The 23,465-nt window shown below is 70.3% G+C and carries 16 protein-coding genes, 2 tRNA genes and 3 pseudogenes; 1 reads left to right on the plus strand and 20 read right to left on the minus strand.

All coding sequences use genetic code 11. The features are described 5' to 3' along the window. Nucleotides 1-346: 346 nt before the first annotated feature. The 12 genes from Sfulv_RS09145 to Sfulv_RS09200 form a co-directional block, all read right to left on the minus strand. Nucleotides 347-1,192, minus strand: coding sequence for a DegV family protein (locus Sfulv_RS09145; protein ID WP_173313230.1), 846 nt, complete (start codon nt 1,190-1,192; stop codon nt 347-349). 162 nt (nt 1,193-1,354) lie between these two features. After that, nucleotides 1,355-2,113 carry a hypothetical protein gene (locus tag Sfulv_RS09150; protein ID WP_173313231.1) on the minus strand — a complete coding sequence of 253 codons (759 nt, stop codon included), beginning with the start codon at nt 2,111-2,113 and terminating at the stop codon, nt 1,355-1,357. Nucleotides 2,114-2,239: 126 nt separating this feature from the next. Further along, the gene (leuS, locus tag Sfulv_RS09155) at nt 2,240-5,113 is read right to left on the minus strand and encodes a leucine--tRNA ligase (protein WP_173313232.1); all 2,874 of its coding nucleotides are present in this window, start codon (nt 5,111-5,113) and stop codon (nt 2,240-2,242) included. Between the two features lie 392 nt (nt 5,114-5,505). Beyond that, nucleotides 5,506-5,578: transfer RNA gene (locus tag Sfulv_RS09160), tRNA-Ala, on the minus strand. 107 nt (nt 5,579-5,685) lie between these two features. Next, nucleotides 5,686-5,919: a hypothetical protein gene (locus Sfulv_RS09165; RefSeq protein WP_124268198.1), complete on the minus strand. Its 234-nt coding sequence runs from the start codon at nt 5,917-5,919 to the stop codon at nt 5,686-5,688. A 240-nt stretch (nt 5,920-6,159) separates the two neighbouring features. After that, nucleotides 6,160-6,232 (minus strand) — tRNA-Ala (locus Sfulv_RS09170). A 115-nt stretch (nt 6,233-6,347) separates the two neighbouring features. After that, the gene (locus Sfulv_RS09175; protein WP_173317710.1) at nt 6,348-7,001 is read right to left on the minus strand and encodes a histidine phosphatase family protein; all 654 of its coding nucleotides are present in this window, start codon (nt 6,999-7,001) and stop codon (nt 6,348-6,350) included. Then, nucleotides 6,998-7,429, minus strand: coding sequence for a ribosome silencing factor (gene rsfS / locus Sfulv_RS09180; protein ID WP_173313233.1), 432 nt, complete (start codon nt 7,427-7,429; stop codon nt 6,998-7,000). The genes Sfulv_RS09175 and rsfS overlap by 4 nt, the downstream gene beginning before the upstream one ends. A 90-nt stretch (nt 7,430-7,519) precedes the next feature. Further along, entirely contained in the window at nt 7,520-9,256 is a 1,737-nt protein-coding gene (locus Sfulv_RS09185; RefSeq protein ID WP_173313234.1) for an LCP family protein, read from the minus strand. A gap of 19 nt (nt 9,257-9,275) precedes the next feature. Continuing rightward, complete coding sequence (nadD, locus tag Sfulv_RS09190) at nt 9,276-9,893, minus strand: nicotinate-nucleotide adenylyltransferase (protein WP_173313235.1); 618 nt, start codon at nt 9,891-9,893, stop codon at nt 9,276-9,278. 38 nt (nt 9,894-9,931) lie between these two features. Next, nucleotides 9,932-10,096 carry a hypothetical protein gene (locus Sfulv_RS09195; protein ID WP_173313236.1) on the minus strand — a complete coding sequence of 55 codons (165 nt, stop codon included), beginning with the start codon at nt 10,094-10,096 and terminating at the stop codon, nt 9,932-9,934. Nucleotides 10,097-10,180: 84 nt separating this feature from the next. Next, nucleotides 10,181-10,387: a hypothetical protein gene (locus tag Sfulv_RS09200; protein ID WP_256669317.1), complete on the minus strand. Its 207-nt coding sequence runs from the start codon at nt 10,385-10,387 to the stop codon at nt 10,181-10,183. A gap of 58 nt (nt 10,388-10,445) precedes the next feature. On the opposite strand from Sfulv_RS09200, the pseudogene Sfulv_RS09205 reads away from it, so the two are divergent. Beyond that, nucleotides 10,446-11,563, plus strand: a pseudogene (locus Sfulv_RS09205) (M48 family metallopeptidase). Here Sfulv_RS09205 and Sfulv_RS09210 read toward each other — a convergent pair. From Sfulv_RS09210 to Sfulv_RS09245, 8 genes and pseudogenes are all read right to left on the minus strand, one after another. Further along, nucleotides 11,496-12,614, minus strand: a complete 1,119-nt coding sequence (locus tag Sfulv_RS09210) for an SCO2583 family membrane protein (protein ID WP_173313237.1) — start codon at nt 12,612-12,614, stop codon at nt 11,496-11,498. The pseudogene Sfulv_RS09205 and the gene Sfulv_RS09210 sit on opposite strands and share 68 nt — an antisense overlap. A 229-nt stretch (nt 12,615-12,843) precedes the next feature. Further along, nucleotides 12,844-13,431: an SCO2584 family spore wall biosynthesis protein gene (locus Sfulv_RS09215; RefSeq protein WP_173313238.1), complete on the minus strand. Its 588-nt coding sequence runs from the start codon at nt 13,429-13,431 to the stop codon at nt 12,844-12,846. Nucleotides 13,432-13,499: 68 nt separating this feature from the next. After that, nucleotides 13,500-14,783: a glutamate-5-semialdehyde dehydrogenase gene (locus Sfulv_RS09220; RefSeq protein WP_173313239.1), complete on the minus strand. Its 1,284-nt coding sequence runs from the start codon at nt 14,781-14,783 to the stop codon at nt 13,500-13,502. 83 nt (nt 14,784-14,866) lie between these two features. Beyond that, nucleotides 14,867-15,379, minus strand: a complete 513-nt coding sequence (locus Sfulv_RS09225) for a DUF8830 family protein (RefSeq protein WP_173313240.1) — start codon at nt 15,377-15,379, stop codon at nt 14,867-14,869. 121 nt (nt 15,380-15,500) lie between these two features. Continuing rightward, the gene (proB, locus tag Sfulv_RS09230; RefSeq protein ID WP_173317714.1) at nt 15,501-16,628 is read right to left on the minus strand and encodes a glutamate 5-kinase; all 1,128 of its coding nucleotides are present in this window, start codon (nt 16,626-16,628) and stop codon (nt 15,501-15,503) included. 237 nt (nt 16,629-16,865) lie between these two features. Further along, nucleotides 16,866-19,582, minus strand: a pseudogene (locus tag Sfulv_RS09235) (CDP-glycerol glycerophosphotransferase family protein). Between the two features lie 196 nt (nt 19,583-19,778). Continuing rightward, nucleotides 19,779-21,070: pseudogene (locus Sfulv_RS09240) on the minus strand (glycosyltransferase family 2 protein). Between the two features lie 175 nt (nt 21,071-21,245). Then, nucleotides 21,246-23,411, minus strand: coding sequence for a hypothetical protein (locus Sfulv_RS09245; protein WP_173313241.1), 2,166 nt, complete (start codon nt 23,409-23,411; stop codon nt 21,246-21,248). Nucleotides 23,412-23,465: the final 54 nt, after the last annotated feature.

A 23,465-nucleotide genomic window follows, 5' to 3' on the forward strand; every position in this document is an offset into this window, starting at 1 on the left:
CCCGCACGCAGACCGGTGCGGGCCGTCGAAGCCGCGCCGGAGGGCGGAGACGGATGCACGCCGGACGAAGGGGAATGAGAGGAGGAAGGCGGACCCGCTTGCCTACGCGCGGACGAGGCGGACGAGTCCGAAGGCGGGGAGACGGAAGAGGCTGTGTGAAGTGTTCGCAGGTCCATGCCTCACGACGTTAGGCATATCTCCCCCAACCCGCTGAGCACCCTCAATTCCGGTGGAAAACAATACAGTTGTGGATAACTCCCTCATCCGTCCGAGTGACCGCCCGGGCGACCCGTGCGGAGCGGGACCCGCAGGGGAACGACCCGGCACAGGGGGCCCCGCACCGGATTCAGCGCGGTGAGATGATCGCTCCGAGCAGCCCAGGCCCGGTGTGGGCCCCGATCACCGCGCCCACCTCGCTCACATGCAGGTGCACCAGGCCCGGCACCCGTTCACGCAGCCGCTCGGCCAGCCGCTCCGCCCGGTCCGGAGCGGTCAGGTGGTGCACGGCGATGTCGACGGCACCCGCCCCCGCCCGCTCCACCACGAGTTCTTCCAGCCGCGCGATCGCCTTGGAGGCCGTCCGCACCTTCTCCAGCAGCTCGATCCTGCCGCCGTCCAGTTGCAGCAGCGGTTTCACCGCGAGCGCGGACCCCAGCATCGCCTGGGCGGCGCCGATGCGCCCGCCCCGGCGCAGATAGTCGAGCGTGTCGACATAGAAATAAGCGGATGTGGCCGCCGCTCGTTTCTCCGCCGCGGCGACCGCCTCGTCCAGGCTGCCGCCCGCCTCGGCGGTCTCCGCCGCGGACACCGCGCAGAACCCCAGGGCCATGGCGACCATGCCGGTGTCCACCACGCGTACGGGCACGGGTGCTCCCTGGGAGGCGAGCAGGGCGGAATCGTACGTCCCCGAGATCTCGGCGGACAGATGCAGGGAGACGACGGCCGTCGCTCCGGCCTCGGCAGCCGCGCGGTACGCGGCGGCGAACACCTCGGGGCTGGGCCGGGACGTCGTCACGGAGCGGCGCTTCTGCAGCGCGGCGGCCAGCGAGCGGGCCGAGATCTCCGTACCCTCCTCCAGAGCCTGATCGCCCAGGACGACGGTCAGCGGCACCGTGGTGATGCCGTGCCGTTCCCTCGTCCGGGGCGGCAGGTAGGCCGTTGAATCGGTGACGATCGCGACATGGCGGGACATGAGCCGGAGGTTACCTTCCGGGGCGGGGATGCAGCAGCCCGGCCCCGATCAGCTGATCGTTTCCGGTCGCTTCGGACCGCTTCGGGGCTTTCCGGATCGGAACCCGCTCCGGGAAACCACTCCGGTAAACGTCCCCGGGAGGCCGCCCGCGAACCACCCCGTTCAGTTGGTCGTCTCGCGCCGTGCCGACTGCTGACCCGACTTCTGCCACGGATAACCGGCCGGGCGGCTCGGGTCCGCGGCCGTGATCGCCTGCGGTGCGTCCGGCCCCGCCGGACCGGAGGCTCCGGACCGGCCGTCCTCCTGGCCCTCATGGTCCTGCGCCGACCCCTGCGCCCTCGTCGGTGCCTGGGACGACGACTGGGACGACGGCTCCGCCACCGTCCAGTGCCGCAGCGCCCCCGCCTCCAGGTCGATCTGCGCGCTCAGCGCGTCCAGGTCGTCGTCGGCGAACTGCCGGGCCCGGTCGCGCGCCGCCCATCGCAGCGACTCCGCCGAGTGCGTGATCCGCGCGGTGCGTTCCTTCAGGCCGGGCAGCAGTGAAGCCACCGTCGCCCGGTCGGGCTCCCGCTCCAGCCGCTTCAGTTCGTCGTCGAGCTCGCGGCCGTGGACGCTCAGCCGCTCGAACAGCGCGAGCGACTCCGCCAGCGACGCGTCCTCCGCCACCCCGGCGTGCAGAGCGTCCTGGGTGGCCCTCATCGACGTACGCAGGCTGAGCCGCAACTGCGCCAGCTCTCCCGGTACTCCCGGCTGCCCGTAACTCTTCGCCCGCAGCGCCGTCTCCTCCACGGTGCGGCGCGCCTGCGTGACCGTGCGGTCCACACCGCGCCGCGCGGCGCCGACGACCTTCACGCCCGCGTACACACCCAACGCCACGAACGCGACGAAGAGCAGCACCAGAATCGTGATCGCGACTTCCATGAGCGCCCCTCGGTGTCCGATTCGGCTGCCGGTGTGCCGGTCGCCGCTTCTACCGTAAACGGAACAGGCAGGCCAGGGGTTCCAGAGAAACCCCCGACCTGCCCCGTAGGGGATGGCCCCGACCCGTTACGCGGGGACGATGTTGACCAGCTTCGGTGCGCGCACGATCACCTTGCGGATACCGGCCCCGCCCAGCGCCGCGACGACGCCCTCGTCGGCCAGGGCCATCGCTTCCAGTTCCTCGTCCGTGATCGACGGGGAGATCTCCAGACGCGCCCTGACCTTGCCCTTGATCTGCACGACGCAGGTCACGGTCTCGTCCACGACGTACGCCGGGTCCGCGACCGGGAAGTCCTGGTGCACGACGGACTCCGTGTGGCCCAGGCGGCGCCACAGCTCCTCCGCCACGTGCGGGGCGAGCGGCGCCACCAGCAGCACCAGTGACTCGGCGACCGAACGGGACAGCGGGCCGCCGGCCTTCGTCAGGTGGTTGTTCAACTCGGTGACCTTGGCGATGGCGGTGTTGAACCGCATGCCCGCCATGTCCTGGCCGACCCCGTCGATGGCCTTGTGCAGCGCCCGCAGCGTGTCCTCGCCGGGCTCCGTGTCCACGACGGTGACCTCACCGGTCTCCTCGTCCACGATGTTGCGCCACAGCCGTTGCAGCAGGCGGTACTGGCCGACCACGGCACGCGTGTCCCACGGACGTGAGACGTCCAGGGGGCCCATCGCCATCTCGTACAGCCGCAGGGTGTCCGCCCCGTACTCGCCGAAGATCTCGTCGGGCGTCACCGCGTTCTTCAGGGACTTGCCCATCTTGCCCAGGACGCGGCTGACCTTCTCGCCCTGGTGGTAGTACGCCCCGTCGCGCTCCTCGACCTCGGCGGCCGGGACCGCGATACCGCGGCTGTCGCGGTAGACGAACGCCTGGATCATGCCCTGGTTGTACAGCTTGTGGAACGGCTCCGCGGACGAGATGTGCCCCAGGTCGTGCAGGACCTTGGACCAGAAACGGGCGTACAGCAGGTGCAGCACGGCGTGTTCGGCACCGCCGACGTACAGGTCGACACCGCCGGTCGGCTGCCCCTCGCGCGGGCCCATCCAGTACTGCTCGATCGCGGGGTCGACCAGCTTCTCGCTGTTGTGCGGGTCCAGGTAGCGCAGCTCGTACCAGCAGGAGCCCGCCCAGTTGGGCATGGTGTTGGTCTCGCGGCGGTACTTCCTGGGCCCGTTGCCGTCGCCCAGGTCCAGGGTCACGTGGACCCAGTCCGCGTTGCGCGACAGCGGGGTCTCGGGCTGGGTGTCGGCGTCCTCGGGGTCGAAGGTTCGCGGCGAGTAGTCCTCGACCTCCGGCAGCTCCAGGGGCAGCATCGACTCGGGCAGGGGGTGGGCGATGCCCTCCTCGTCGTACACGATCGGGAAGGGCTCGCCCCAGTAGCGCTGGCGGCTGAACAGCCAGTCGCGGAGACGGAAGTTGACGGTGCCCTCACCGACGCCGTGCTCCTCCAGCCACCCGGTGATCCTCGCCTTCGCCGCGACGACGCCCAGACCGTCCAGCGAGACCTCCTCGTTGGAGGAGTTGACCAGCTTCGCGTCGTGCGAGGCGAAGGCGTCGTCCCAGGTCGTGGTGTCCGTGCCGCGGCCGTCCGAGGGCTCGACGACGCAGCGCATCGGCAGCTCGAAGGCGCGCGCGAAGGCGAAGTCGCGTGTGTCGTGCGCCGGTACGGCCATGATCGCGCCGGTGCCGTAGCCCATCAGGACGTAGTCGGCGATGAATACAGGCACCTTCTCGCCGCTGACCGGGTTGGTCGCGTACGCGCCGGTGAAGACACCGGTCTTGTCCTTGGCCTCGGCCTGCCGCTCGACGTCCGACTTGGCGGCGGCCTGCTTGCGGTACGCGGTGACGGCCTCGGCCGGGCTCGCGTGGCCGCCGGTCCACACCGGGTGCGTGCCCTCGGGCCACGCGGCCGGGATGATGCGCTCCACCAGCTCGTGCTCGGGCGCCAGCACCATGTACGTCGCGCCGAACAGGGTGTCCTGGCGGGTGGTGAACACGGTGACGGCACCGGCGCCGTCGACCGGGAAATCGACCCGCGCGCCTTCCGAGCGGCCGATCCAGTTGCGCTGCTGCAGCTTGATGGCCTCGGGCCAGTCCAGCCCGTCCAGGTCGTCCAGCAGCCGGTCGGCGTACGCGGTGATGCGCATGTTCCACTGGCGCAGCTTGGCCTTGAAGACCGGGAAGTTGCCGCGCTCGGAGCGGCCGTCCGCCGTCACCTCCTCGTTGGCCAGCACGGTGCCCAGCCCGGGCGACCAGTTGACGGGCGCGTCCGAGGCGTACGCCAGGCGGTACTCGCCCAGGACGTCGGCGCGCTCGGCGGCGCTCAGCGCGCTCCAGTCACGGCCGTCCGGGGTGGCCCGCGAACCGCTCTCGAACTGGGCGACCAGCTCGGCGATCGGGCGGGCCCTGCCGGCCTCGGTGTCGTACCAGGAGTTGAAGATCTGCAGGAAGATCCACTGCGTCCACTTGTAGTACTCCGCCTCGATCGTCGCGAACGAACGGCGGTTGTCATGGCCCAGGCCCAGCCGGCGCAGCTGGAGCCTCATGTTCTCCATGTTGGCCTCGGTGGAGGCCCTCGGGTGCGTCCCGGTCTGCACGGCGTACTGCTCCGCGGGCAGGCCGAAGGCGTCGAAGCCCAGGGTGTGCAGGACGTTGTGACCGGTCATACGCTGGTGGCGGGCGTAGACGTCGGTGGCGATGTAACCCAGCGGGTGGCCGACGTGCAGTCCCGCACCCGAGGGGTACGGGAACATGTCCATGATGAACTTCTTGGGCCTGGCGACCAGCTCCGGATCGCCCGCCAGGTCACCGGTCGGGTTCGGTGCCTCGTACGTTCCCTCGGCGTCCCAGAAGTCCTGCCAGCGTGCCTCGATGTCGGCGGCCATCGCCGCCGTGTAGCGGTGCGGCGCGGCCGTCTCGGCTGCGGTGTTCGTCTCGCTCATGATCCTCAAAGCTCCATCGATCGTCATCTGCCGGCGCCCACGTCTACGGACACACGTCTACGGAAACGAAAAATCCCCTCGCACAGGAGGGGACGCCGCGCCGGGTCCGACCAGGCGTTCTCACCGGTCGGCAGTGATCAGCGCGGCTCGCTAAGCAGAAGGCGTACGGCACGCATGGCGTCAGGGTACCGCACGGGGCCGGAGCCAGGCCGGGACAGGGCTGGGACACCCCGACTGGCGCTCGGCACTGCTCCACGGCCTGTACGCCGACGACTGGAGCGACCCGCCCTGCCGAGCGCCGGACGTGAGGCACTGGGCAACAGGCGTGCGTGGCTGAGGGGAACGACGAAAGGGCGGGTCATCCGATCCGGATGACCCACCCTTTTTCGCTGTGGAGCTAAGGAGAATTGAACTCCTGACCTCCTGCATGCCATGCAGGCGCTCTACCAACTGAGCTATAGCCCCTCGATGCTCGCCGCCCGGTTTCCCCCGGCGACATCGAGAACATTACACGGTCCCCCCGGTCCTCCAGCAAATCGATTCCAGGTCAGTCCGTTTTGTCCGATTCCTGGTCATGCGGTGGCGAAGGAGTAGAACCGTTTGAGGGTGCAGTGCTCCTCCAGGAGCCGGCCGTAGATCGGCTCCCCCTCCAGTTCCCGGTAGGTCTCGATGGGGTCGCCTTTTATGATCAGCGCCCGCGCGCACTCCTCGCACCAGTACTGGTAGTCCGGGTTGACCGGGTCCATGTCCCGCACGATGGGCGTACCACTGCCGCACCAGTCGCACTTACGCCTGTGTGCACCCATCAGTCAGCTCCAGCTGTGGCCGCAGGCCGTGCACACGTAGGGAACTCCTCCGTCGTCACCCAGGACCGGACCCGGGACCAGTTCGCGGCGCACAGGCATCGCGCTTCCTCCCGATCGGTCCTTCGCCCCCTCCGGCGGTCCGATTCTGCCATGGCACCGCAAGGGGGTCAGCCCGCGGAGGAGCCGACCTTGCCGACGACGAAAAGATCCCGCCCCCACCAGGGGACGGGATCTTGATTGTGGAGCTAAGGAGAATTGAACTCCTGACCTCCTGCATGCCATGCAGGCGCTCTACCAACTGAGCTATAGCCCCGCTGTTCGCTTTGTTTCCCGCGTTTCCGCGCTGCGAACAAGAAGAACTTTAGCCTGCGACCGGCCAGAAAGTGAAATCCGGCCGACGCCGCCCGGAGACGGCCTCCGGGCAGCCGTCAGTCGTCGTCGCCCAGCACCGGTTCCGGCAGCGTGCCCGCGTTGTGCTCCAGCAGGCGCCAGCCGCGCGCGCCCTCACCGAGAACGGACCAGCAGCAGTTCGTGAGACCGCCGAGCCCTTCCCAGTGGTGGGCCTCCAAGCCGAGCAGACGGCCGATCGTCGTACGGATCGTGCCTCCGTGGCTGACCACGACGAGCGTGCCGCCATCAGGCAGCTTGTCGGCGTGCCGGAGCACCACGGGGGCGGCACGGTCGGCGACCTCGGTCTCCAGTTCGCCGCCGCCCCGGCGCACGGGTTCGCCGCGCTTCCACGCCGCGTACTGCTCGGCGAACCGCGCGACGATCTCCTCGTGCGTGAGCCCCTGCCAGGCGCCCGCGTACGTCTCGCGCAGCCCCGCGTCGTGCTCGACCGTGAGACCGGTGACCGCGGCGAGCTCAGCCGCCGTGGCCGACGCCCTCCGCAGGTCGGAGGCCACGAGGGCATCCGGCTTCAGAGAGGCGAGCAGCCGGGCGGCCCGGCGGGCCTGCCCGACGCCGGCTTCGGTCAGCTCGATGTCCGTGGAGCCCTGAAAACGGCGCTCCAGATTCCACGCCGTCTGACCGTGCCGCCAGAGGACGATCTTGCGGCCCCTGCCGCTGCTGCTGCCGCTCAGTGCTGCTCACCTTCCGGGACCCCGTTGAGCTGGGCGTGCTCCGCGGCCTTGCCGCGGGTCTTGATCGCGTCTTCGGGGAGACCGATCTCGGGACAGTCCTTCCACAGGCGTTCGAGAGCGTAGAACACACGCTCCTCGCTGTGCTGGACGTGGATGACGATGTCGACGTAGTCGAGAAGGATCCAGCGGGCGTCGCGGTCCCCCTCGCGGCGCACCGGCTTGACGCCGAGCTCCTTCTGCAGCCGCTCCTCGATCTCGTCGACGATCGACTTGACCTGGCGGTCATTGGGGGCCGAGGCCAGCAGGAAGGCGTCGGTGATCGACAGCACGTCGCTGACGTCGTAGGCGATGATGTCGTGCGCGAGCCGGTCGGCGGCCGCCTGAGCGGCGGCGTTGATGAGCTCGATGGAGCGGTCCGTGGCGGTCACATGCAGGCTTTCGTCGGCGGTCAGATCAACCTCTAGGGTCTCACGGACCGCCGACAGCCCCTACGACGAGCGTCCGGCGGTGTCGTTTCGCTACTTCGTCCTGTAGTTCTGGCCGAGCACGACGGACACCTCGGCGTTCGCGGCGGGCTCGCCCTTCTGTACCGAGGCCGTCGGCAGCCCCAGTGTCTTGGCGACCTCGGTCGCCTTGGCCCTGTCCTCGGGCGTCCGGTAGGTCACGGCGGACGAGGCCGCCGTTTCGCTCTTCCCGCCGTCGACGTAGGCGAATCCGCCGTTGACCAGCTGTACCCGGGCCTTCTCCAGGGCCTCGGGGTTCCCGGTCGCGTTCCTGATGCCCACCCGGACGGCCGAGTCGCCGTCCGGCGCCTTCACCGTCCCGCCGAGCACGTCCTTGACCACGCTGTTCGTGGTCTGCTCGGTGAGCGTTCCATCCGGCTCGACCGGCAGGAGCGCGGTCTTGTAGTCGCCGACCTTGGCACGCCCCGCGAGCTTGGCGAGCGACGCTCCGAGGTCCCGCTCGGGGAGCGAGGGATCGAGGATCTGGCCCAGTGTCTGCACCGTCACCGTCGCGGTCGCCGGGTCCTCCGACAGCTTCCGCAGGACACTGCGCACCACCTGCCCGAACCGCAGCAGCTGCTTCGCCTCGGGCTCGCCCGGGCCGCGGTAGGTGGCGTACGCGACGGCCGTCTGGCCGCTCAAGGTCTGCGCCTCCCCCTTGTTCACCAGCGGCGAGGCACCCTTCTTGGCGTCGGGCACGTCGGTGTCGGTGTCGACCTCGATGTTGCCGACCAGCTCGACCAGATTCTCCAGGTACGGCGTGTCGAGCCGCCACGTGCCGCTGATGTCCGTGCCCAGCAGGGTGTCGATCGACTCGCTCGTGGCACTGGAGCCGTCGTCCTCGACGGAGCGGCCGAGCGTGGTGGCCGAGCCGTCGTCCTGGGTGAGGGCGAGCGAGTTCGGCAGCAGGACGGTGGTGCCCTGCCCGGTCGTGGCGTTGTCGACGAGCAGCGCGGTGGAGGTGCCGCCCTCCTTGGTGTTGTGCAGGTGCACCACGATGACGTCCCGCTGCTGCGCGCCGGCCCCGGCGGCCTTCCGCTCGTCCGGTCCGGAGAGGCCGGGGATGCTGTCGGTGGCCCAGAGGTAGCCCGCGCCGGCGACCACCACGAGCACCGCGACGACGATCAGGGCGACGATCCGGTTGCGGCCCCGGCGCCGTGCCTCTTCGCGGCGCTCACTGCGGCTCTCGGTGAACTTCAGCCAGTCGATGACGTCTTCGGAGTCCTCGTCGGGCTCCTCGATGAACGAGAACTGCTCGGTGCTGTAGCCGGGAGCGGCGCGCCGCTGCCCCGGGACGACCGGTTCGGGGTCCGGCTCGGATGGCCGCTCCTGCTCCGGCGGTGCCACCGCGGGGGCGGGGGCCTGCGGCGGCATGCTCCACTGCTGGGTCGCGCCCGCCGCTGCGGGCTGCTGGCCGCCCACTCCCTGCCCGTAGTCGCCGTAGCCGTAACCCTGTTCCTGGGGGTGTGCGTCCTGCACCGGCTGGTACGGGGGCACGGTCTGCGGCTGCTGTGCGGCGTATGGGTCGTAACCCTGGGGCTGCTGCGGGAACTGCGCGTACGGGTCGTACCCGTAGCCCTGGTCGCCGTTCTGACCCTGCTGGGGCTGCTGGGGCTGCTCGGCGTACGGGTCGTACGGCTGCTGCGCCTGCGGCTGTCCCGGCTGCTGGTACACCGGCTGCCCGTACTCGTCGTAGCCGACGATCTGAGACTGCTGGTAGTACGGGTCGTACGGATTCTGTCGGTCGTTCACCGGTGCCCCTCTCCGTGGCTCATTCGCCGCGGTACAGCTGGCGCTTGTCGATGTACCGGACCACTCCGTCCGGTACCAGATACCAGACCGGATTCTCCTGCGCGACTCTCGCACGGCAGTCCGTGGAGGAGATGGCCAGCGCCGGGACCTCCACGAGGGAGACACCGCCCTCCGGCAGCCCGTCGTCGGTGAGCACATGCCCCGGGCGGGTCACGCCGACGAAGTGGGAGAGCGAGAACAGCTCCTCCGCGTCCCGCCAGGTGAGGATCTGGGAGAGGGCGTCCGCACCGGTGATGAAGAAGAGGTCCGCGTCACCGTGGAGCGCGCGCAGGTCCCGCAGCGTGTCGATGGTGTACGTCGGTCCGCCGCGGTCGATCTCCAGGCGGCTCACGGAGAACTGAGGGTTCGAGGCCGTCGCGATGACCGTCATCAGATAGCGGTCCTCGGCCGGCGAGACCTGCTTGTGGCTCTTCTGCCACGGCTGCCCGGTCGGGACGAAGACGACCTCGTCCAGATGGAACTGGGCGGCCACTTCACTGGCCGCCACCAGGTGTCCATGATGGATCGGGTCGAACGTCCCGCCCATCACGCCGAGTCGGCGCTTGGCGCGTCCGGTAGGCACTTCCTGCTCTCCCATGCGTGCAGACCCTACTGGTACGGCCGTACGCCTCTGCCTCAGCGGTCGCGGTTGAAGCGGGTGGTGATCCACAGCAGGACCAGCAGCGCGAGGAGCGCACCGCCGCCGGTGAGGTACGGGTTGAGGCTTTCGTGGTTACCACCGGACTCGCCGCCTTCGGAGGCGAGAGTGACCAGCTGGTGCGCGGTGCTCGTGAGGCTCATCTTCGGCGGGACCTTTTCGTCGGGAGTCGGAGGGAAGACGTCGCCGACATCGTATGCGGGCGCCTCGGGCACGCTCACGCCGACTCAGTCGTTGGTCTCCTCGTTGCGGTGTCCGCGCAGGAGGAGCCAGCCGAGCAGGGTGGCTCCGCCGATGGAGACGATCAGCACGATCCGAAGCGTGTCGCCCGGCCCCTGGGCCCCGGACGCGGCGGCGAGCAGTGCGACGGTGTACGGCGTTTCGGGCGTTCCTCGAAGTTGTCCACAGCCCTCCGCACACCGTGGCGCCAGCACCTACGCTGAGAACTGCCAGGGGGACGAGCGACATCTCGTACAAAACAGGGGGCCTTCCATGACCGAAAACAGCCACGAGAACGTGCCGAGCAGGCAGCGCAGGCGATTCCCGGGAATCTCCTCCCGGGCGTACGAACATCCGGCGGACCGCTCCGCCCTGGTGGCCCTGCGCCGGCTGACGGGGTTCGACACCGTGTTCAAGGCGCTCAGCGGGCTCCTTCCCGAGCGCAGCCTGCGGTTGCTCTTCCTCTCGGACTCCGTCCGGGTGAGTGACGCCCAGTTCTCCCATCTCAACGCCATGCTGCGGGACGCCTGTTACATCCTGGACCTGGAGAAGGTCCCACCGATGTACGTCAGCCAGGACCCCCGGCCTAACGCGATGTGCATCGGTCTGGAGGAGCCGATCATCGTGGTGACGACGGGTCTGGTCGAACTGCTGGACGAGGAGGAGATGCGGGCCGTCGTGGGCCATGAGGTGGGCCACGCGCTCTCCGGCCACTCGGTCTACCGGACGATATTGCTCTTCCTCACCAATCTGGCCGTCAAGATCGCCTGGATTCCCCTCGGCAACGTCGCGATCATGGCGATAGTGACGGCGCTGCGCGAGTGGTTCCGCAAGTCCGAGCTGTCGGCGGACCGGGCGGGGCTGCTGGTGGGACAGGATCTGCGGGCTTCGCTGCGCGGCCTGATGAAGATCGCCGGCGGCAACCATCTGCACGAGATGAACGTGGACGCGTTCCTCGCCCAGGCCGACGAGTACGAGAAGGGCGGCGACCTGCGCGACTCCGTGCTGAAGATCCTCAACGTGCTGCCCCGCTCCCATCCGTTCACCGCGGTGCGGGCCGCCGAGCTGAAGAAGTGGTCGGAGACCCGGGACCACCAGCGGATCATGGATGGCCACTACCCCGGCGCGACGAGGACAAGGACGCCTCCGTCACGGATTCCTTCCGGGAGTCGGCCTCGCACTACGCGGACACGGTGCGCACCAGCAAGGACCCGTTGATGAAGCTGGTGGGCGACATCGCGGGCGGTGCGGGGGATCTGGGCGGCAAGCTCCGTGACAGGTTCACCGGCGGCGGCGGCGGGGGCGCGGGCGCGGGCTCCGGTGCTACGGACGGGCCGGGGAACCGCCGGCCGGAAGGTCCGCAGGAGGGTTCCGGGACGGACCGGAGCTGACCGCCAGCGTTCCGCACAGCGCCGCCGTGCGCGGGCCCGTGGTGTAGGGGTCCGTGCCGGCCGGTCCGCGCCCGTCCGCCCGCTCGCCGGCGAGCAGCGGGGCCAGCGCACCAGCCGTGTCAGCCGAGCACGACTGGGGCCCGGCCTGCACCTGGGCCGTCCGCACCTCCAGGCGGTGCAGGCGCAGATCCTCCCGGTCGAGGTGGAAGCGCAGCTCCCGCCGTACGGTGAAGAGCGAGGCGTCGTCCACGTTCCGGGGGACTGAGGCGACCGGGCGGAGCGCGTAGGTGAACGTGTGGTCGGACACCACCTCCAGGGTGTCCGACCCCACCTCCGCGTAGGCGAGCGTCCCCTGCACCCTGATCCCCGGATCGGCGAGCTCCACGCTCCTGGCGTCGAAGCGCACGAGCCAGCCGGTGGCGGAGTGCCGGCCGTCGTCGACCGGTGCGCTCATGCTCCGGTCGAACTGGTCCCTCTGATCGGGGTCCAGGAGGCGCTCGACCGGCCGGGTGGTCGCCCCGGTCAGTACGTCGGCGTCGAGCGAGGACCCCGCCAGGTACTCCCTGACCGTGCTCAGGGCGGCCATGACCTGACTCTCCGAGAAGCTGGGCGTACGCCGGACCAGGGGCAGGTTGATCCCTTCGGCGCCTTCGCGGAATTCGGCGGCCGGGCTCGCCGCGTAGAGGGCGTCCGGGGTACCGCCCGGCACGGTGCCCCGGGGTGCGAGGGGCACCACGGTCGACCTGAGCGGTTCGGCCTGTCTGGTGGCGGGCGGCGGAAAAGGGTGGCGGAAGCCTATGTAGAGGGCGGTGGCGAAGGCCAGGGCGATGAGGACCACGATGGCGAGGGCGGCCCTGGAGCCGTGGCGGGCGGCGCGGCCGGGCAGCGAGCGGACGGCGAGGGCGTGGTCGCCCATGCGTTCCTGCGCGGAGAACTCCTGGAGCCGGGCAGCGCGGACGAATGATTCGTCGAAGACGAGCGAGCGGTACTCGTCCTCGCCGCCCGCGTGGTTCTCGGGCGGCCCTTCCGGCGGTTCTCCGCGACCAGTCATGACTTCTCCCGATCTCCACGTCACCGGCCGGAGGGCCGGGAGCGGTACGGTCCGCTGCGGCCGGAAAGGCGTCGGGCAGGTTGTCCGGCGCGTGCTCGGACGCACGTGCGGACAGTGAGAAGCCCCTCCCAGAAGGGGTCATATCTTCAGGGTAGGTCGATCGGAGGGAAGGTAAACGCGGGGGAGGCCAGAAGAAGGACGGCGTGCGGGACGGTCCGGGCGGCGGCCGTCAGGGGGTGCGGGGTACGGCGGAGACCGCGGGGCGGGAGTGGACGGCCGGGACCGAGGGGTTCGCGCCCGGCTCGTCGACGCCACTCGTCACCGGCTGCGGGGTCTGGTCCTGGCTGTCGCCTGCGGCGCCCCGGTACACGGCGGAGAAGGCCAGTGCGACCATGCCGACGCCCATCAGGAGGGCGAGCAGCCAGGCCACCGGCCGGTGCCAGCGTGCCGTGCCGCGGTAGGGGCGCAGCGCGCCGCCGTGCCGCCCGTAGGGGCCGCTGTAGTCCTCATCGTCCCCCTCGGGGCCGGCCGTGCCCTCCGCGGCCCGTCCGCGGCCGTACACGCCGTCCGCTTCATGGCCTTCGTAGCCGTCCTCGTCGAGTGGACCGCCGCCCGGTCGCGCCCGGGCCGCCTCGGCCTCCGCGCGCATCTCCGCCGCCGAGACCAGCCGCTCCACCGCGCTGGGTTCATGGACCTCGGCGGCCCGTACGAAGTCCTCGTCGAACACCACGGAGGCGAAGTCCTCGTCCGCGCCCCCGCGGTCGTCGTCGGGCTCCCAGCCGTCCTGGAACGGCCTGCCTCCCACGTCGTCCGGCACAGCTTCAGCGTAGCCGCGCCCGGTCGCTTTGGGCAGGGAGCGCACACATCCGGCGGCGCTCCCCCCGGCTACCGGATGTGGCCGTCGCCGGTCACGATGTACTTCGTGGACGTCAGCTCCGGAAGCCCCATGGGGCCTCTGGCGTGCAGCTTCTGCGTCGAGATGCCGATCTCGGCGCCGAAGCCGAACTGGCCGCCGTCCGTGAAGCGTGTGGAGGCGTTCACCGTGACCGTCGTGGAATCGACCAGTTGGGTGAAACGGCGGGCCGCGGCCTGCGACGTGGTCACGATCGCCTCGGTGTGGCCCGAGGACCAGAGCCGGATGTGCGCGACGGCGGCGTCCAGCGACTCGACGACGGCCGCCGCGATGTCGTACGAGAGGTACTCGGTCTCCCAGTCCTCCGGCGTCGCCTCGACCACGGTGGCCTTCGAGCCTTCGGCGTACTCCATGACCCGTTCGTCGCCGTGGACCGTCACCCCGGCCTCCGCCAGGGCGTCCAGGGCCAGCGGGAGGAACTGGTCGGCGACGTCCTTGTGGACGAGCAGGGTCTCAGCGGCGTTGCACACGCTCGGGCGCTGCGCCTTGGAGTTGATCAGGATGTCGACGGCCATGCGGAGGTCGGTCCGCGCGTCCACGTAGACGTGGCAGTTGCCGGTGCCGGTCTCGATCACGGGCACCGTGGACTCCTCCACGACCGTGCGGATCAGGGAGGCGCCGCCGCGCGGGATCAGCACGTCGACCAGGCCGCGGGCGCGCATCAGCTCCCGTACCGAGTCACGGCTCTCGCCCGGTACCAGCTGCACCGCGTCGGCGGGGAGACCGGAGCCGCCGACCGCGTCGCGCACCACCCGGACGAGGGCGACGTTCGAGGCGTAGGCGGAGGAGGAGCCCCGCAGGAGTACGGCGTTGCCCGACTTCAGACAGAGGGCGGCGGCGTCCACGGTCACGTTGGGACGGGCCTCGTAGATGATCCCGACCACGCCGAGCGGCACGCGGACCTGCCGCAGGTCGATGCCGTTGGGAAGCGTCGAGCCGCGCACCACTTCGCCGACCGGGTCGGGCAGGGCCGCCACGTCGCGCACGTCGGCGGCGATGGCGCGGACGCGCTCGGGGGTGAGGGTGAGCCGGTCGACGATCGACTCACCGGTCCCCGCCGCACGGGCGCGGGCGACGTCCTCGGCGTTCGCGGCGACGATCTCGCCCGTGCGCACTTCGAGCGCGTCCGCGATCGCCAGCAGCGCGTCGTCCTTCGCCGCGCGCGGGAGTGGCGCTATGTCAGCGGCGGCGGCGCGTGCCCGGTAGGCGGCCTGGGCGACCGGGGACATGTTGTCGTACGGCGAAAGCGTGGTCATGCCCGCAGGGTAATGCGCACCCTGCGGACACCCCGCACGTATCCCGTGATGCGAGACGGCCGTTTCGAGAGGTGGCCGTGCGTTCAGTACGGGTGCACCCCGACCGGGGCGGCCGGCGGCGGGCCGTACCCCTCGGCGATGCGCAGGTGGTACGTCTCCCGGTCGATGACCTCCAGGCCGACGATCTTCCACGGCGGGAGCCCGGCGCTGGAGCGGTGCTCGCCCCACAGCCGCAGCGCGACCGCCGCCGCGTCGTGGAGGTCGCGGGCCTCTTCCCAGTAGCGGATCTCCGCGTGGTCGCGGGCATATCGGCTGGTCAGCAGGAACGGGTGGTCATGGGCCAGCTGCTCCAGGCCGCGTCTGACCTCCGTGAGCGGGATCTCCGCACCGGAGACGCTGAGCGTGATGTGCCAGAGCTTGGACTGGGTCCGTTCCTCCCGCGCCGCCATCGGTTCCTGCCCGGTGGTGCGGTCCGCGGTGCTGTCCGTGGTGCTGCCCGTGGGCAGCACGGCGCCGAGGTCGGAGCCCGCCCCGACGCTGGTCAGGGCGCGGCTGCCCGTCCCTCGGGGCGGCGCCCCCGGGCGCGCTCGTCTCACCGGCGGCCTCCTGTGAATGCGTTGCTGTGCTGTACGCCTTGTGTCCCCACTACAAAGTTGACCAGTCCGAGGCCGGGCGTGGGGCGCTTTTGGTAAAGGTCTCTGCCGATTGTCTGGACTTTCAACCGCTTCGGGGGGTGAGCCGAGGCACCAGGATGACCAGATCGTCTCTGTGTACGACCTCGCGTTCGTAGGCGGGACCGAGTTCCTTCGCCAGCTCGCGGGTGGACCGGCCGAGCAGCTGGGGGATCTCCTTGGCGTCGAAGTTGACGAGGCCGCGGGCGACGGCCCGGCCGGAGAGGTCGCGCAGCTCCACGGGGTCGCCCGCGGTGAACTCGCCCTCGACCGCGGAGATTCCGGCGGGCAGCAGCGAGGTGCGGCGGTCCACCACGGCGCGTACGGCACCGTCGTCGAGGGTCAGGGCGCCCTGCGGGGTCGACGCGTGGGCCAGCCAGAGCAGCCGGTCGGCGGAGCGGCGCCCGGTCGGGTGGAAGTACGTGCCGGTGTCCCGGCCCGCGAGGGCGTCGGCGGCCCGGCTGGCGGAGGTGAGGACGACGGGGATTCCGGCGGCGCTGGCGATCCTGGCGGCTTCGACCTTGGTCACCATCCCGCCGGTGCCGACGCCCGCCTTCCCCGCGCTGCCGATCGTGACACCTTCGAGGTCCCGCGGCCCGCTGACCTCCGCGACGCGTGTGGCACCGGGGGTCCTGGGGTCGCCGTCGTACAGCCCGTCGACGTCGGAGAGCAGGACCAGGAGGTCGGCGTGGACGAGGTGGGCGACGAGCGCGGCGAGCCGGTCGTTGTCGCCGAACCGGATCTCGTCGGTGGCCACGGTGTCGTTCTCGTTGACGACGGGCAGGGCGCCCATGTCGAGGAGCTGGTCCAGCGTGCGGTAGGCGTTGCGGTAGTGGGCACGCCTGCTGGTGTCGTCGGAGGTGAGGAGCACCTGCCCGACGCGTACGCCGTAGCGCGCGAAGGAGGCCGTGTAGCGGGCGACCAGGAGTCCCTGGCCGACGCTGGCGGCAGCCTGCTGGCGGGCCAGGTCCTTGGGTCTGCGGACCAGCCCGAGCGGGGCGAGCCCGGCGGCGATGGCGCCGCTGGAGACGAGGACGATCTCCTTCTCCCCGCCGCTCCTGACGCCTGCCAGGACATCGACGAGGGCGTCCACGCGGTCGGCGTCGAGGCCGCCTGCCGCCGTCGTGAGAGAGGAGGAACCGACCTTGACCACGATCCTGCGGGCGCCGGTCACACCCGGCCTGGCAGCTGACACGTACTTCCTCACTCTGGCGGGCCCGGCGCTCCCCGAGAGACCGTCGCGGCCCTCGTGGCCCGGGCTTGCGGGGGCCGTCCCCGAGCAGCACAGTACGCGAGCGGCCGCGCCCGGCGCCCTCCCGTTCCGCTCGATGGACAGCCGCTGCGGACAGTTTCGGCGGACGATTTCGCCGGACAGCTGGGGAGGTACCGGGCACGGCCGCCCGCGACAGCGTCAGTCGCTGTTCACCGTCAGCATCCGGTCGACGACCCGCGCCGCGGCGCGCCCGTCGGAGGGCTCGCAGAAGTCCACCCGGAACTGGGCGTACTTCTCCTTGTACTCCTCCGTCACCGCGTCGATGTCGCGGATGGCGTCGACGAGTTCGGCGGACGTCTTGATCAGAGGGCCGGGGGCGCGCGAGGTGAAGTCGAAGTAGAAGCCGCGCAGGGTGTCCCGGTAGTGCTCCAGGTCGTACGTGAAGAAGAGCATCGGCCGGCCCGAGTGGGCGAAGTCGAAGAGCACGGATGAGTAGTCGGTGATCAGCACGTCGGCGATCAGGTAGAGGTCGGCGATGTCCGGGTAGTACGTCACGTCCCAGACGAAGCCCTGGCCCGCGCCGGGGATGCTGTCGAGGACCTTGTGGTGTTTGCGGTAGAGCAGGACGTGGTCGTCGCCGAGCTGCTCCTGGGCCGCGGTGACGTCGATCTGGTTGTCGAGCTTGAAGCGCCGGCCGCCGTACCGCTGGTCGTCGCGCCAGGTCGGCGCGTACAGGACGACCTTCTTGCCCGCGGGGATGCCGAGCTTCTCCCGTACGGCCGCAGCGCGCTTGACCCGGTCCGGTGCGTGGAAGACGTCGTTGCGCGGGTAGCCGGCCTCCAGGACCTCGCACTGGAGGCGGAAGGCGTTCGTCATGATGGGCGTCGTGAAGGCGTTCGGCGTGATGAAGAGGCTGTACTGGCGCGAGCGCTGCGGCAGGCTGGAGATGTAGGCGAGGTTGGCCTGCGGGGTGCCGAGCAGGTCGGCGCCGATGCGCTTGAGCGGGGTGCCGTGCCAGGTCTGGACGACGACCTGGCCCTCACGGCGGACGAACCACTCGCGGATGCCGCCGTTGGTGACGATGTAGCGGCTGCGGGCCAGCGCCTCGTACCACTCCCTGCTGCCCCACAGCACTCCCCGGACCCCTGGCGGCAGCACGACCTGCTCGTCGTGGACCATCGCGATGTGCTCGACCTCGGTGCCCCGGCGTACGAGCTCCTCGTAGACCGCGCGGGGTGAGTCGGAGAACTGCTTGCCGCCGAAGCTGTTGTAGAGCACGGCCTCGCGCAGCGGCAGCCTGCGCTGCTCCGGGGTGTACACGTCGCGCATGAGCCGCTGGCGGTACGCGCCGTGCAGCTCGGGCTCCAGGGCGGGGCCCGACTCCAGGAAGATCCGGTCGTAGTCCAGCCGCTCCAGGGTGTACGTCCGGCGGGCACCCTCGTGGGCCGAGGGCAGCAGGGAGACCAGGTCGGGCCGGATCGTCACAGGGATGTCGTGCCGGTGGTCCCACTCGTCGCGGGAGCGCAGGAACGGCAGCCAGCGGCCGGCCCTGAGCGGGAGCGTCCCGTCGTACGCGGGCATGGCGTCGGGCGTGAGGCGGGCGGTGAAGCGCCCGCCCGCGAACTCGGCGGGCAGCGGCTTGTCCTCGTTGCGGCCGCTGTGGCGCAGGACGAACCGCATCTTCTCGGCGGGGCCCGTGTACGTACCGGACAGCGTCAGCTCGCCGTTCGCGGACCAGTCGGCCTTGTCGACGACGGGCTGGGCGGTGCGGAGCTGCGGGGTGAAGTTGCCCGCGCCATCGGTGAGCAGGGCGAACTCAAGGGTGCCGGGCAGCTGCTGCACACCGGTACGCAGGGACTGCCCGATGGTGGCGCGGCGCATCGTGCCGTCCGCGAAGACGATCCGGGTGCGGTACTTGCGGGAATGTCCGGGGGCGATTCCCTCGACGGGCAGGTCGCCGAAGGGCAGGCGCGCGGTGAAGCGGTTCCAGCCGTCGGTGCCGGTGCCCGCGGCGTCCAGCGGGAGGTCGATCGAGAACTCGCTCCCCTCGTGGTCGACGCGCAGAGCCGTCGGGGTCCTGCCCGCGCTCGACGTGCCGCGCGAGCGCAGCGTCACCGTGAGGCCGTTGTCGTCGGTCTCCTGGGACACGACCTCGGCCGGCACGACGTCCACGGAGAACTTGAGCCGGTTGCGGTCGAAGCCGGCGACGAGCCGTACGCCGTCGTCCAGCACGTGCACCTGGCTGTGTCCCGCGGCTCCGCTGCTGCCCTTCAGGACGCTGCCCACGGACATGCCGCCGGGGCGCGGGATGCCGATGCCCAGACGCCAGGTGCCGCTCTGCCACTGACCGCGGGAGCGCAGGCGCGAGGGGTCGATGGCGATCTCGAAGCCCGACCAGTCGTAGCAGTGCAGGGCGCCCTTGGCCTCCGCCGTGGCCGCGGGCTCCAGGACCGTGCGCAGCCGCAGCGGGATGGTGCTCCTGCTGCCCTGGCGGCGCAGCACGGCGACGCGCAGCGAGCGCTTGCCGGTGGCGGAGGGAACGTTGGGGATGTACGCGTAGCCGCGGACGACCAGGCGGCCGTCCTGCCAGGCCAGGTCCGTCAGCTTGCCGCGTACGGGGAGCTCACTGCGGGTGAAGTTGCGCACCGTGGGGGCAGCGAGGCGCTCTCGACACCGGGCAGCTCGATGCGGGCCCTGCGCAGGCCCTTGACCGAGAAGACGCCGGGGTTCTCGCGCTCGTAGTGCAGGACGTCGGCGAGCTCGTCCCCGCGTCCGCTGGCCGCCAGGTGCCACTTGACCCGGGCCATCGGCGAGAACTGCCTGACCAGCTTGGGAGCCGCCTGCGCCAGGAAGTCCTTGGCGGCTGTGTGGAAGGCGGTGCGCTCCTCGACCGGTGTCTCGGGGAAGTACTTCATGAGACGGCTGAGCTCTTCGGGGATGGTTTCGACAGGTCGGGACGCCACGGCGAGAGGGCCTTTCCGGGGGACTTACAGACGTGAACCCCAGGAAGACGGGGCGTGAATGAGACTCTCACCAAGGTCTCATGGTTGCCCGACCGGGAGGGGTGACGCCCGTCACAATCCCCTCCCGGTGGGACGAGTTTCACCACACTCAGGCTCTGGTACGAGTGCCTGTTCGCCCGCCGCGCACCCGTCCCGACCGCACTGCCCGCAGCGCTCGCCGGCGGATTCCGCGCACCGCGCGGCGCACGAGGGAGAGGAAGGACTTCGGCTCCGGAGGCTCGATCCGCCGGCCGCCGATCCACTCGGTGACGGTCACCTCGTACGCCGGGTCGGGCAGTCCTGAGCCGTCCCTGAAATGGGGATACGCAAGGTAGAGCCGGGCTGGGCGCTCCTCACGGACCAGAGCCGGTTCGCTCTTGGCCTTCACGAACCGCACGACGTCCAGGAGCAGATCGAGCCGGTCGTTCGCCACACAGGTGAGCCTGAGCCGTTCGTTCACCTTCAGCCGGCGTGCCAGCCCAGGCGTCCAGTAGGCCGCGATGAGCGGCGCCGCCAGTTCCATCTTCCTCGCGCGCACGGCCTCCGGCTGCTTCAGCAGACCGGGACCGAATTGTGGCAGCAACGTGATGACGAACGGGCGGACCATCAAGGAGTCGCGGCGGGGTCCCGGAGGCAGGTGGTCGGCGATCAGCCCCATCAGCGCGCGCGCCGAATCGAACCGCAGTACGTAGTCGCCGCTCTTGGTCACGTGCTTGCCGTCGTCCCGGCCCACGAGGTAGTAGCAGGTGTAGTCCGCCACGACGGAGACGCCGCTCCCCGCAGGTACGCCTCCATCGTGAACAGGGCGTCCTCCCCCGTCCTCAGCTTCTCGTCGAAGGACATCCCGAGCCGCTGGAGCAGCGCGCGCCGGAAGAGCTTCTGGGCGCTCAGGGTGAACTTGACGTTGGAGCGGTACAGGTCGGCGCGCTCGACCGTCTCCTTCCACATGGACTTGGCGGCGCCCCTGTTGACCCCGACGATCTTGCCGAGCACCACGTCAGTACCGGCGCGGTCGCCCATCGCGACCATCCGCTCCAGGGCTTCCGGGCCGAAGTAGTCGTCGGCGTCGAGGAAGAAGACGTACCGTCCCCGGGCCAGGCCGAGGCCGACGTTGCGCGGCCCGCTGGGTCCGCCGGAGTTGGCCTGGTGGACGACCCTCATGGGAATGGCGGTACGCGCGGCGAAGGAGTCCAGGTACTCCCCCGTGCCGTCCGTGGAACCGTCGTCGACCGCCACGATCTCCATACGGTCCGCCGCAAGTGTCTGCTCCTCGACGGACTCCAGGCAGCGGATCAGATAGGGCATGGCCTCGTAGGCCCCGATGACGATGCTGACGTCCGGTTCCGCGGCGTCGGGCCCGGCGGTACCGGAGCCGCGGGTCTCGGTCTCGTTGGCGTCCATGACCATCTCGGAAGTATCCATCTCGTAAATAATCATCACAAATGAAAACAGAATGCCGAGCTGATACCCCAGGTGCGCGGCAACACGCAGGACGGCCCGTGCATCCCTCCCCTGGAGAGATGCACGGGCCGTCCGATGGGTTGCCCGGCCGCAACGACGGCCTGGTCACAAGGGCTCAGCGGACCCCGGAGGGCCCGGTGGCGACCTCGGCGTCCGCGTCGGCCGCGGCCACGGCTTCGGCGACGATCCGCTCCTCGCCGTCCCCCGCGCCGCTGGACTCGTCCTCCATGTCGGGCCTCGCCACGGTCTGCTCCCCCAGCCGCTGCCTGACCCCGGCGTTGCGCGCCTCGGCCCTCGCCGCGAGCGCCCGTACCGCGGCGTTGAACCGCTCGATGGAGGTCGGCTCGTCCGGGCCGAGCAGATAGCTCTTCAGCTCGCGCCTGGCGCCGGCCAGCGGGTCGGCCGCGCTGTCGGCGACCGCGGCCAGCAGCTCACCGATCTCCTCTGCGCTGTTGGAGAGGATGACCGCGGCCCGTACGGCGGTGTTCTGCCGCTTGAACTCCTCGGCACCCAGCTCCGCCGAGTCGGTGACCGCGTACGGCTTGCCGCTCGCGATGAAGTCGGACACCACGCTGGAGATGTCCGAGACCATGGCGTCGGACTCGTTGAAGCAGTCGTACAGCTTGGGCTGCGCGCCGGTCACCGTCTTATGCTCCCACCAGCCGAAGGAGCGCCAGTAGGCGTCGTTCCACTCGGCCCGGAGCGTCTCGACCCGGTCCTGGCGCGCGGGGTCGGCGAGCGAAACCCTCGACTCCTCGGCGTCGTCCCCGCCGGCCCGCCCGGTCCTCGCCAGTCCGGCGAGCTCGGCCTCGATCCTCACCAGTTCGGCCTTCGCGGCGTTCTGGGCGTCGGCGGCGGCGGCGGCCGCCTGGACCCAGCGCGGCTCGGCGGCACGCTTCTCGGCGGCCTTGGCCAGCAGATTCACGATCCGCGCGTTGACGGCCTTGGCCTTGGCGCTGCGGATGCCGGTGAAGGGGTGCGGCTTGTAGATGACCCGTACCGGACTGTCGGCGGTCAGCAGGCGGCGCACGATGTTCTCGCCCGCGAGCAGCAGCGAGGTGTTGCCGGGGTTGTCGTCCCAGCCCTCCCACGTGGGGGCGTACAGCACGGTCGGGACGGGGTTCCTGGTGGTGCCGGTCCAGGTCGTGATCGGCGCCAGCTGCGGCCGTCCCACCTCGACGATGTCCTCGTCGCGGATACCGACGTCGGCCAGCGCGTAGCGGTCGCGGCCCGCGCGGCCGGCCGTCCACACCTCGTCGTACACCTTGGAGTACGGGTTGACGCTGGCGAGCTTGTCGCTGTCGCCGTGCCCGATGAACACGTGCTTCATCGTCGGGACGCGCAGCATGTGGATGTTCTTGCCGACGTTGGCGGGGTACAGGCAGACCCGGACGCTGGAGAAGTCCATGTTCATCAGGTGGGTGCCCGCCGGGACGCAGAGCACCGGCACCGAGGTCTCGGCGAGCTGGGGGACGAGACCGCGCTCCCGCATGATGATCAGCGGCCGGCCGTCGATCTTCGCCATCGTGTCGAGCCACATGTTGCCCTGGTACGCCGACTCGTTGGAGCCGGAGAAGTAGAGCGCGACGGTCGGCTGGTACTCGCTCAGCCAGCGGTCCACGGCCTTGAGCACGGCGGCTGCGGGGGGGACCAGCCGGCCGCGGCGCAGATACGGGACGACCGCCGCGGTGTAGGCGAGCGCCAGCAGCAGGGTGAGCGCGGCACCGGCGTACCCGATGGCGTTCACGCCGGTACCGGCGGCGGCGAGGATGCCGGCCACCGCGGGGATGTCGAGGTGGAGCATCTTCTCGGCCGAGCGGTACATCAGCGCGCGCGGCGGGGCGTCGGGGATGCGTACGGAGTGCAGGTCGACGTTGCGGGTGACGACCGGCATGGTGCGGCGCATCCGGACCAGGGTCGCCATCGCGCCGTGCGGGGCCTGGAGGCCGTAGAAGAGCAGGAAGCAGGCGACCGCCGTGTAGAAGAGCGGTTCCGCGGCGAGGTCGAGCCGCGCCAGCAGGAGGATGACCATCAGCTGGCGGAGCAGGAAGCGGATGGAGAGTCCCGCCCGCACCTTGCTGAGCCGGTTGACGAGATAACTGCCGCGCTGGTGGAGATACCAGTCCGCGATATACGTGACAGCCGCGGCCGCCGCGAAGAACCAGATATCGGGCAGAAGCGCGGCACACATGACGAGGGGATATCCCAGCATCATCAGTACGGCCGCGGCCAGTTCTGACCGGCTGCCCACACGGGCCAGGCGAATGGCTGTCGAAATCACGAAGAACCTGCTCCAGGGGGGTGCCGGTTTGATTCACGTATTGAGGGAAATGTG

The sequence above is a fragment of the Streptomyces fulvorobeus genome (assembly GCF_013167895.1).
GTDB lineage: Bacteria > Actinomycetota > Actinomycetes > Streptomycetales > Streptomycetaceae > Streptomyces > Streptomyces fulvorobeus.

Bases quoted from the DNA above. Each gene is read 5' to 3' on its own strand.
- Sfulv_RS09145 (WP_173313230.1), bottom strand. From the start codon at position 1,192: ATGTCCCGCCATGTCGCGATCGTCACCGATTCAACGGCCTACCTGCCG.
- Sfulv_RS09150 (WP_173313231.1), bottom strand. From the start codon at position 2,113: ATGGAAGTCGCGATCACGATTCTGGTGCTGCTCTTCGTCGCGTTCGTG.
- leuS (WP_173313232.1), bottom strand. From the start codon at position 5,113: ATGAGCGAGACGAACACCGCAGCCGAGACGGCCGCGCCGCACCGCTAC.
- Sfulv_RS09165 (WP_124268198.1), bottom strand. From the start codon at position 5,919: ATGGGTGCACACAGGCGTAAGTGCGACTGGTGCGGCAGTGGTACGCCC.
- nadD (WP_173313235.1), bottom strand. From the start codon at position 9,893: ATGGGAGAGCAGGAAGTGCCTACCGGACGCGCCAAGCGCCGACTCGGC.
- Sfulv_RS09195 (WP_173313236.1), bottom strand. From the start codon at position 10,096: ATGAGCCTCACGAGCACCGCGCACCAGCTGGTCACTCTCGCCTCCGAA.
- Sfulv_RS09210 (WP_173313237.1), bottom strand. From the start codon at position 12,614: ATGACTGGTCGCGGAGAACCGCCGGAAGGGCCGCCCGAGAACCACGCG.
- Sfulv_RS09220 (WP_173313239.1), bottom strand. From the start codon at position 14,783: ATGACCACGCTTTCGCCGTACGACAACATGTCCCCGGTCGCCCAGGCC.